Annotated in this window: 8 protein-coding genes and 1 pseudogene; 6 read left to right on the top strand and 3 right to left on the bottom strand. The window is 48.7% G+C overall.

Annotated features, from left to right (window positions below):
• The 6 genes and pseudogenes from ACJHVI_RS00970 to ACJHVI_RS00945 form a co-directional block, all read left to right on the top strand.
• A pseudogene (locus ACJHVI_RS00970) lies at positions 1-137 on the top strand (IS1595 family transposase); the annotation flags it as partial.
• A 286-nt stretch (positions 138-423) separates the two neighbouring features.
• The gene (locus ACJHVI_RS00965; protein WP_483182711.1) at positions 424-1,581 is read left to right on the top strand and encodes an alpha-hydroxy acid oxidase; all 1,158 of its coding nucleotides are present in this window, start codon (positions 424-426) and stop codon (positions 1,579-1,581) included.
• Between the two features lie 151 nt (positions 1,582-1,732).
• Positions 1,733-3,328, top strand: coding sequence for an L-lactate permease (locus tag ACJHVI_RS00960; RefSeq protein WP_483182710.1), 1,596 nt, complete (start codon positions 1,733-1,735; stop codon positions 3,326-3,328).
• Between the two features lie 204 nt (positions 3,329-3,532).
• On the top strand, positions 3,533-4,195 hold the full coding sequence (locus tag ACJHVI_RS00955) for a BON domain-containing protein (protein WP_483182709.1): 663 nt from the start codon (positions 3,533-3,535) through the stop codon (positions 4,193-4,195).
• A gap of 21 nt (positions 4,196-4,216) precedes the next feature.
• On the top strand, positions 4,217-6,061 hold the full coding sequence (ilvD, locus tag ACJHVI_RS00950; protein ID WP_483182708.1) for a dihydroxy-acid dehydratase: 1,845 nt from the start codon (positions 4,217-4,219) through the stop codon (positions 6,059-6,061).
• Positions 6,062-6,126: 65 nt separating this feature from the next.
• Positions 6,127-6,672, top strand: coding sequence for an NADPH-dependent FMN reductase (locus ACJHVI_RS00945; protein ID WP_483182707.1), 546 nt, complete (start codon positions 6,127-6,129; stop codon positions 6,670-6,672).
• Here the strand turns inward: ACJHVI_RS00945 and ACJHVI_RS00940 are convergent.
• From ACJHVI_RS00940 to ACJHVI_RS00930, 3 genes are read right to left on the bottom strand one after another with little or no spacing between them, the layout of a single operon-like run.
• Positions 6,669-8,141, bottom strand: a complete 1,473-nt coding sequence (locus tag ACJHVI_RS00940; RefSeq protein ID WP_483182706.1) for a DHA2 family efflux MFS transporter permease subunit — start codon at positions 8,139-8,141, stop codon at positions 6,669-6,671. The two genes, ACJHVI_RS00945 and ACJHVI_RS00940, sit on opposite strands and share 4 nt — an antisense overlap.
• On the bottom strand, positions 8,142-9,326 hold the full coding sequence (locus ACJHVI_RS00935) for an O-succinylhomoserine sulfhydrylase (RefSeq protein WP_483182705.1): 1,185 nt from the start codon (positions 9,324-9,326) through the stop codon (positions 8,142-8,144).
• Positions 9,327-9,334: 8 nt separating this feature from the next.
• Positions 9,335-10,165: a CvpA family protein gene (locus ACJHVI_RS00930; protein ID WP_483182704.1), complete on the bottom strand. Its 831-nt coding sequence runs from the start codon at positions 10,163-10,165 to the stop codon at positions 9,335-9,337.
• Between the last annotated feature and the right edge of the window lie 8 nt (positions 10,166-10,173).

Below are 10,173 nucleotides of genomic sequence, written 5' to 3'. Positions count from 1 at the left end.
GGAGTTTTACCAAAAGAAGACTTGCAAAATTTAACGGTGTAAGCAAAAATTTCGAATGGCATTTGAAAGAATGCGAATGGCGCTGGAAGCAGAGTATTGATGATTTAGAAAAACATTTATGGTCGCTTCTGCAATAAATTACATCAATCGCTCTGCTAGTCTAGAGCCTTATTATAAACCCTATCACATTCTATTTCTTAGTATTCAATTGATTAAAATATATATTTTCATATCGTTATTAACAAATTCAAATAAGTATAAAAAATAGAATAAATAAACACTTATCATGCAATTTAAACAAAACAACATTAATTTGAACAACCTGATCCTACAGATTTTCTGCCAAGCTTATTGTTTTTTCCCAATGATTGCGTAAAAATGAATACTTCTCAAGTTTAACTCAATAACAAAAAAGGAAAAGCAATGGCTAAAGACCTTAGAAAAATCACAAACATAGAAGATTTGCGCCGCATTGCCCGCCGCAAAGTGCCAAAAATGTTTTTCGACTACACGCGCTCAGGCTCATGGACGGAAAACACCCTGCGCCATAACAGCCGCGATTTCGACGAGATTAAATTCCGCCAGAAAATTTTAGTCGATATGACCAACCGCAGCTTGGAAACGACTATGGTCGGTGAAACCGTCAAAATGCCGGTCGCCATTGCGCCGACTGGCTTTACCGGCATGATGCATGCCGACGGCGAAATTCATGCCGCGCGTGCTGCGGAAAAATTCGGCATCCCCTTCTGCTTATCCACCATGTCTATCTGCTCGATTGAAGATGTGGCAGAAAATACGGAGAAACCGTTTTGGTTTCAGCTATATGTTATGAAAGACCGCGAATTCATGCAAAACCTCATCAGCCGCGCCAAAGCCGCGCAGTGCTCGGCTTTGGTCTTAACTGCCGACCTGCAAGTACTCGGACAACGCCACCGCGACATCAAAAACGGTTTATCCGCACCGCCGAAGCCGACTTTGCTCAATATGATGGATTTGGTCCTGCGGCCTGAATGGTGCCTGAAAATGCTCGGTACGCAACGCCGCACATTCCGCAATATTGTCGGGCATGCGAAAAACGTCAGCGATATGTCCTCGCTTTCTTCTTGGACGGCGGAACAATTCGACCCGAAACTCAGCTGGGATGATGTTGCAAGAATCAAAGATTTATGGGGCGGAAAATTAATCATCAAAGGCGTGATGACGGCTGAAGATGCGCAAAAAGCGGCACAAAGCGGAGCGAATGCCTTAATCGTTTCCAACCATGGCGGTCGGCAATTAGACGGCGCACTCTCTTCCATCAAAGCCTTGCCGGAGATTGTTTCCGCCGCCGGCAATGATATAGAAATTTGGCTCGACAGCGGCATTACCAGCGGACAAGATGTGCTGAAAGCCATGGCTTTAGGCGCCAAAGGTACCATGATCGGCAAAGCCTTTTTATACGGCTTAGGCGCCTACGGCGAGGACGGCGTCAGACGCTGTTTGGAAATTATCTACAATGAAATGGATATCACGATGGCATTCTGCGGCCATACGGATATTAAAAAAGTCGGAAAAGAAATTCTCGTCCCCGGTACTTTCTAAACAACAAAAAAGCATTTTATTAGCAACAATAAAATGCTTTCCCAATTTTTCTATGATTTAAAAAAAATAACAGCAAATTATTTTACAAAATAAACACGGTTCAATTTTTTTAAAGCCTAAAAATTTTATATTCTAGCAAAGGATAATTCTCATGGATCTCGCACTCAGTATTTTTCCGATTATACTATTAATTTTTCTGATGATTAAGAAAAATGCAATGCCGTCTTATCATGCGTTGCCCTTAATTGCCGCTTTGGTATTTTTGATTCAGCTCTTATATTTCCAATCCAATTTTATCGAATTAAGCGCTTATGTCGGCGCCGGCATCATTAATGCAGCCACACCGATTACGGTTATTTTCGGCGCGATTTTCTTTAACCGTATGATGGAGGAAACCGGTTGTACCAATAATATCCGCCATTGGCTGAGCAATATCAATCCCAATCCCGTTGCGCAATTAATGATTATCGGCTGGGCATTTGCCTTTATGATTGAAGGCGCTTCCGGATTCGGTACTCCTGCCGCCATCGCCGCACCGATTTTAATCGGTTTAGGCTTTAATCCTTTCAAAGTCGCCGTCTTCGCCCTCGTCATGAACTCCGTGCCGGTATCTTTCGGCGCCGTCGGCACGCCCACATGGTTCGGCATGAAGCCCTTAATGACCGCGCCTTACAGCATCAACATGGAGCACATCCTTGAAATCGGACAAAAAACCGCATTAATTCATTTTGTTGCAGGCTTTATTATTCCTATCATTGCCTTACGCTTTATTGTTTCGGGCAAGCAAATAAAAGAAAACATCGGCTTTATTTATATTTCCATTTTAAGCTGCACCATTCCTTATGTTATTTTGGCGCAATTTAATGAAGAGTTTCCTTCATTGGTTGCCGGTGCTATCGGCTTGGGTATTTCGGTTTTTGTTGCCAATAAAGGCTGGGGATTAAGCAAAGAAGGGCAGGAAAATAAAACCTCTCCTTTGGCATTAAATATTGTCTTAAAAGCGCTGTTTCCTTTGATTATGCTGATGGCAATCTTAATTCTTACCCGTATCAAGCAATTGCCGTTCAAAGATATGCTCAATGACAATACGCCGATTTGGGGATTTTCTATTAACGGTTTATTTGATTTCCAATTAAGTCAGGCGCTGATTTTCAATTTCAACAATCTGTTCGGCACCAATATCAGTGAAAGCTATAAATTCTTATACGTTCCCGCCTTTATTCCGTTTGTCGTTACTGTCTGGGCATCTTTGCTTTTCTTCAGAACTAATATGAAAAGAAGTTTTCATGTCTATATCGGCACCTTGTTCCAAACCTTCAAACCCTTGATTGCATTAATCGGCGCATTAATCATGGTCAAGCTGATGATGGCGGGCGGGGATAAATCGATGGTTAAAGTCATCGGCAGAGAGTTCGCCGAATTGACAAAAGACAATTGGATATATTTCGCCTCTTATCTGGGCGCTATCGGCGCGTTTTTCTCCGGCTCGAATACGGTATCCAATTTAACCTTCGGCACGATTCAATATGAAATCGCCCAACAGACCGGTCTGAATCCGACGACCGTTCTTGCGGCGCAATCCGTGGGCGGAGCGATGGGCAATATGGTCTGCATCAATAATATCGTTGCGGTTTGCTCGGTATCGAACGTCCAAAATCAAGAAGGCGCAATCATCAAGAAAACCATGATTCCAATGCTGCTCTACGGCATCATTACCGCTATTTTCGCTTATCTCTTTTTAACTTAATTTAAATCTCATCGATTGCAAACCGGCTGCTTTTAACAGCCGGTTTTTTAATATCACTGATGAACTCATCTCAGGTATCATGTCTTAAAAATCATATTTTGCTGTTATCATTTAAAAAAACCTGCAATGTGTTTAAAAAATGTTAAATACACATACAGCCTGCAAAATCGTTATAATGCGGACTTTTGGCTTTAGGAGAATGAAATGAAAAATATCGCTTTATTTGCTGCGCTGGCGGCAGCGCTTTTGCAAGGCTGCGCTCCTTTGGTCGTGGGCGGAGCAGCAACCGGTGTCGCAATTGCCGACGATCGCCGCAGCACCGGCACAGTCATTGACGACAAAACCTTGCAGCTTTCTATCGGCAACCGTATCGGCAGCATTCCGCGCCTTTCTGAAAACAGCCATGTGAATGTGAATACTTTCAACGGATTGGTTTTGCTTACCGGCGAAGCGGCAAATGAAACCATTCGCCAAGATATTGAAACAGTAGCGCGGGCAATGGAAGGCACGGTCAATGTAAACAATCATATTATTATCGGTCCGAGAAGCAGCTTCATTAACCGCAGCTATGATACCGCGCAAACGGCTAAGGTTAAGACCGTGATGTTGGATGTCAAAATTGCCGGCTTTAATCCCAACCGCGTCAAAGTCGTTACCGAACATGGAGTTACTTATTTAATGGGCATTGTAACCCAGCAAGAAGCGGCGGCAATTGCCAATGTCGCCAGCCGCGTTTCAGGTGTAGCGCAAGTGGTGACGATGTTTGAAATCAATAATCAAATCAATCATCCCAATCAGCCTTTTGCCAATGAGCAAATCTCTAATGTGCGTCGCTACGACAGCCAACATCTTCAAAATCAACCATAAATCATAAAGTAAGGATACATCATGAGTCGCAAAATTCCTCTCCGCTCGCTCACTTCCACCGGCGGACGCAATATGGCAGGTGCACGCGCCCTATGGCGCGCCACCGGCATGAAGGACGAAGACTTTAAAAAACCCATCATTGCGGTAGTCAACAGCTTTACCCAATTCGTTCCCGGTCATGTGCATTTGAAAGACATGGGACAGCTGGTTGCCAGAGAAATCGAGGCGGCAGGCGCGGTAGCAAAAGAATTCAATACTATCGCGGTAGATGACGGCATCGCCATGGGACATGACGGCATGCTGTATTCCCTGCCCAGCCGCGATATTATCGCCGACAGCGTGGAATATATGGTCAATGCGCATTGCGCCGATGCCATGGTCTGCATCTCTAACTGCGACAAAATCACCCCCGGCATGCTGATGGCGGCAATGCGCTTAAATATTCCCACCATTTTCGTCTCTGGCGGCCCGATGGAAGCCGGCAAAACCAAATTATCCGAGCATAAACTCGATCTAGTCGATGCTATGGTTTATGCCGCCGATCCCAATGCCGATGATGCGGTAGTGGACGAATTTGAGAAAAACGCCTGCCCGACCTGCGGCTCCTGCTCGGGCATGTTTACCGCCAATTCCATGAACTGCCTTACCGAAGCCATGGGCTTATCCCTGCCCGGCAACGGCACGGTGCTCGCCACCCACGCCGATCGCAAGCAATTGTTCCTACAAGCGGCACGCCAAATCGTCGCCCTCTGCAAACGCTATTATGATGAAGACGACGAGAGCATCCTGCCGCGTAGCATCGCCACATACGAAGCCTTCAAAAATGCGATGACACTCGACATCGCCATGGGTGGCTCCACCAATACCATTTTGCATTTACTCGCCGCCGCGCAAGAAGCGCAAGTGCCTTATACCATGCAAGATATTGACGCCCTGTCGCGCAAAATTCCGCAACTGTGCAAAGTCGCGCCCAATGTGCCGGACTACCATATTGAAGACGTACATCGCGCCGGCGGCATCATGAACATTCTCGCCGAACTCAACCGCGCCGGTCTGATTCATGCCGATTTGCCGACCGTACACAGCCGCAGCCTAGGCGAAGCCATTGCGCATTATGATTTGAAAAACCAACCTAGCGCAGAAGTAGTCGAATTTTATAAAGCAGGACCGGCGGGGTTGCGCTCACAAACCGCCTTCTCGCAGAACTGCCGCTACGACAGCGTCGATGACGACCGCGCGCAAGGCTGCATCCGCAGCATCGAACATGCCTATTCCCAAGAAGGCGGGCTGGCAGTGCTCTACGGCAATATTGCCGAAAACGGCTGTGTGGTCAAAACCGCAGGCGTGGACGAAAGCATCCACCGCTTTAGCGGCAAAGCCATTGTTTTTGAGAGCCAAGACGATGCCGTGCAAGGCATCTTAAAACGCAAAGTCCAAGCCGGCGATGTCGTCATTATCCGCTACGAAGGACCGCGCGGCGGGCCGGGCATGCAGGAAATGCTCTACCCAACCAGCTACCTGAAATCCATGGGACTAGGCAAAGACTGCGCACTGCTGACCGACGGACGATTCTCGGGTGGCACCAGCGGACTCTCCATCGGACACGCCTCCCCCGAAGCCGCAGCAGGCGGCGCCATCGGCTTGGTACGCGACGGCGACACCATTCACATCAACATTCCCGAACGCAGCATCCATTTGGACATCAGCGAAGAAGAAATGGCGGCGCGCCGTGCCGAACAAGACGCCAAAGGCTGGCAACCCGCCGCGCCACGTCCGCGCAAAGTCTCCACCGCATTGAAAATCTACGGACACTTCGCCACCAGCGCCGATAAAGGCGCAGTACGCGATCTCAGCCGGCTTAAATAAACGCCGAGCAGCTGCGCCTCATCGGGCAGCTGCCTCATTTTTAACCCTAAACAAGAGAGAAAACTATGACTAAGCACATTGCGGTTCTGATTGGCTCGACCAGTAAGACTTCTTTTAACCATCTGGCAGTCAAGCATCTACAAAAAATCGCACCGGAAAATCTAGAGCTTAATATCGTGGAAATCGGTGATTTACCGCTTTATGACCGCGATTCGGACGAGCAGGAAGTACCGGTCTATACGCGCGTACGCGAAGCGATCAAAGCCGCCGATGCCGTGATTTGGGTCAGCCCCGAGCATAATGGCAGCTATTCTGCGATGATCAAAAACGCTATTGATGTGGTCTCACGTCCGGCAGGACAAAGCCTGTGGATCGGCAAACCTTTAGGGCTGATGAGCGTCAATGCCGGCGGCAGCAATCGCGCCGTCGACGCCCTGCGTACCATTGCTGCCAGCACCTATGTCAATATGCCGGTTGCGCCCTTTGCCGCCGCAATCGGCGACATCTTCGCCGGCGCGTTCGATGAAAAGGGCGAATTGGTCAGCGAAGCGGCAAAAGCCACTTTGCAGGGTTTTATCAATGCCTATGCGGAATTCATCGCAAAATTCTAATTTTTAGTCTTTCCCAGCCTTTCATTGCAAATTTGTTTTGCAATGAAAGGCTGCCGCCATTTCGCCCCTACCAAACTCGAACCGTCGCGCGGATGCAAAGCGCGGAAGACCCAGCTGGAAAGAAAGGTAACGCCGCCTAAAATCATAAAGGTATAGCGAAAAGCCTGCGGCAAATTATCCTGAAAAGACGCATGCGCGCTTAACTGATTCAATAACATCGCACCAAAGGCGATGCCGAAAGCAATCGATAATTGCTGATTGACCGCCAAAAGGCTGTTGCCGCTGCCGGTTTGCCAAGCGCGCAAATTGGATAAGGCAATGGTATTCATGGAAGTAAATTGAATGGAGTTAGAAGCGCCCATGATAAAAAGCAATATGATTGCCGGCACGATCGGCGTATCCGCATCCAAAAATGCCAGCAATGCGATAAGCAGACCCAATAAACGGGTATTCATAACCAAGACGCGACGGTAGCCGAAACGCCGCATTAAGGGCTTAATCAGCGGTTTTGTCAACATGGTGGCAATCGCCATCGGCGCCAACATCCAACCGGAGGCGGAGGCGCTATAAGCAAAGGCGACTTGAAACAGCAGGGGTAATAAAAAAGGAATGGCGCTTATGCCCAAGCGGCTGAGCATATTGCCCAATAAGCCGAGGCGATAGGTGCGTACTTGCAGTAAATTCAGATGATAGAGCGGCTCGGGATCGTGATGCGCGTGCCGCCAATAGGCATATAAACTGGCAATGCCGAGCACAAACAGTATCAAAGCGTACATTCTAAACATCGGGTATATGAAGATTTCCGCAGCAAAAGTCAGTCCGGCAGCAGCAAAAGCAAAGAGCAGGAAGCCGCTGATATCTAAGGGATGAATCCGCCCGACGACATAGAAATCTGGCATGATTTTAAAAGTCAGGAACAGTCCGAACAGCCCTATCGGCACATTAATCAGAAAAATCCAATGCCAGCTGGCGTAATCGACCAAATAGCCGCCGACCAAAGGTCCGAGAATAGGCCCGACCAAAGCCGGCATAAGCATAATATTGAGAATATTCAGCAATCTGTCTTTACTATAGGCACGCATCATAATCATGCGCGGCACAGGCAGAAGCATCGCGCCGCCAATGCCCTGTATGACGCGGGCGCCGACCAGCATAGCCAGATTCTGCGCCGCCGCACAAAGCAAGGAGCCTAAAACAAAGACGAATATCGCGCCGCCGAAAATGCGCTTTGTGCCGAAGCGATCGCATAAATAACCCGAAAGCGGCATGATAAGCGCCAAGGTCAAGGCATAGGAAATCACGGCGGATTGCATGCGCAGGGGCGATTCCTGCAAATCCGCGGCAATGCTGGGTAAGGCGGTATTGAGAATGGTGGCATCCAACATCTGCATAAATGCCGACACCGCTAAGAGATATGGCAGAAAGCGGTGCGGCGCCGACGGATTTGATGCAGAGGCTTTAGCCGGCATTTAGGCGAGCAGTCCTTGGCTGAGTGCGGCTTGAATGTCTTCGACATGCTCTAAGCCGATCGATAAGCGGATAATGCCGCCGGTGATGCCGACACGGTCTTTTTCTTCTTGGGCAACACGAAAATGCGTGGTGGTGTCGGGATGGGTAATTGTGGTACGGGTATCGCCCAAATTACCCGTAATCGACAACCATTGGCTGTTGTCAATCAGATGCCAAGCGGCTTCTTTGCCGCCTTGCAACTCAAAGCTGACCATGCCGCCAAAACCGCGCGGCATTTGCGCTTTGGCTAATTGATGCTGCGGATGGCTGGGCAAGCCCGGATAGAAGACGCGCTTCACCGCCGTCTGCTCTTCCAGCCATTGGGCAATTTGCAAAGCATTGTGGCTGTGTTTGTCCATACGCAGCGCCAAGGTTTCCAAACTTTTGACGAATAACCATGCCTCAAATGCGCCCATCGTAGTGCCGCAGCTACGCATGAGTTGATAAATCTTTTCGCCGTCTTCTTCGGTTTTGCTGATAATGCAGCCGCCTAAGGCACGCCCCTGCCCGTCAATGTATTTGGTGGCGGAATGCACAGAATAATCCGCCCCTAATGCCAAGGGCTGCTGCAAATAAGGCGTTGCCAAGCAATTATCCACTACGACTTTAATCCCATGCTGATGCGCCAATGCGCTTAATGCGGCAATATCGCCGATATCCAACAAGGGATTGGCAGGAGTTTCTAAGAAAAACAGTTTGGTATTGGGGCGAATCGCTGCCTGCCATTCCTCAAGGCTCTGCAAGTCCACCAAGGTGCTTTCCACGCCGAATTTGGCAAAGGTTTTTCCAATCATGTTTAAGGTCGAACCAAAGCAATTGCGCGAACAGACCACATGATCGCCGGCGGATAATTCCGCCATCAGCAAGGTTAAAATCGCGCCCATGCCGGTTGAAGTGGCGGTGGCCCTTGCGCCGCCTTCCAGCAAAGCCATTTTTTCTTCGAACATGCTGACGGTCGGATTGGCAAAACGGCTGTAGCTGAAGGTGCGGATACGTTCTGCAAAAATATCAGCGGCATTTTCCGCATCGCTGAACACATAAGACGAGGTCAGATGCAGGGCGGGCGAATGCTCGTTAAAAGCGCCGCGCTGCTCGGCTTCTCGAATGGCGCGGGTTTCAAATCGGGCTTTGTTCAGTTTGCTCATAAGATTTCCTAAGGTTGCAGCGATTCTAATTGCAGCGGTGCGATGCCGCTTTCGGCTTCTTCAGGCACTTCTTCAATCTCGCCTTCATAATTCTGATCTTGCAGGGATTCCAAACGCAGACCTGCGTTTTCCGCTGCGGGACCGGCAATATTGGACAAAGCATTGCTTTGCGCGCTTTGCTGACGGGCTTGCTCGGCACTCAATTGAGGACGCGCCGCCTGAGAATTTTCAACGGCATTAAGCGAAGAGAGTTCGATCGTCGCAGGATGATTTTGTCTCTCTGTGTTCGGCGTTTGCGCAGGTAAAATCACTACTTCATTCGGATTCATCCATGAGTCGGCATAGGCGCGCACATGTTCGGGAATGCGCTTAATCCCCCAATTGGCAAGATTGGAAAAACCCGGCACCAATTGCGATTGCTGCCAAGAAGGCAATTTTTCAATCCCGGGATATAAACGCGCGAAAAAGATTAGCACCGCGCCGATAATCGCCCCGCGCGCCAAGCCGAAGAGCATACCGAGCAGACGGTCGAAACCGCCTAAACCTGTGGCTTTGAACAAGGAAGTGATGAATAAATTCAACAGCCCGATTAAAAATAAAGCCACTAAAAATACGGTGCCGAAAGAAGCGATATAGGCAATATGTTTATCGCTAATGACTTGCTGCACGAACTGCTGCGAGACCGTTTCCGAAAAAGTAAACGCCGCCCATAAAGCCACCACCCATGCGATTAAGGACAACATTTCGCGCAGCAAGCCGCGTGCCAGTCCGATGATGGCGGAAATAACGACGATTCCGCCTAAAACGACATCAAATACATTTAAACTTTGTAAATCCATAATGTTCC

This window comes from Suttonella sp., assembly GCF_056855035.1.
This window is presented reverse-complemented; position numbering and strand designations above follow the sequence as displayed.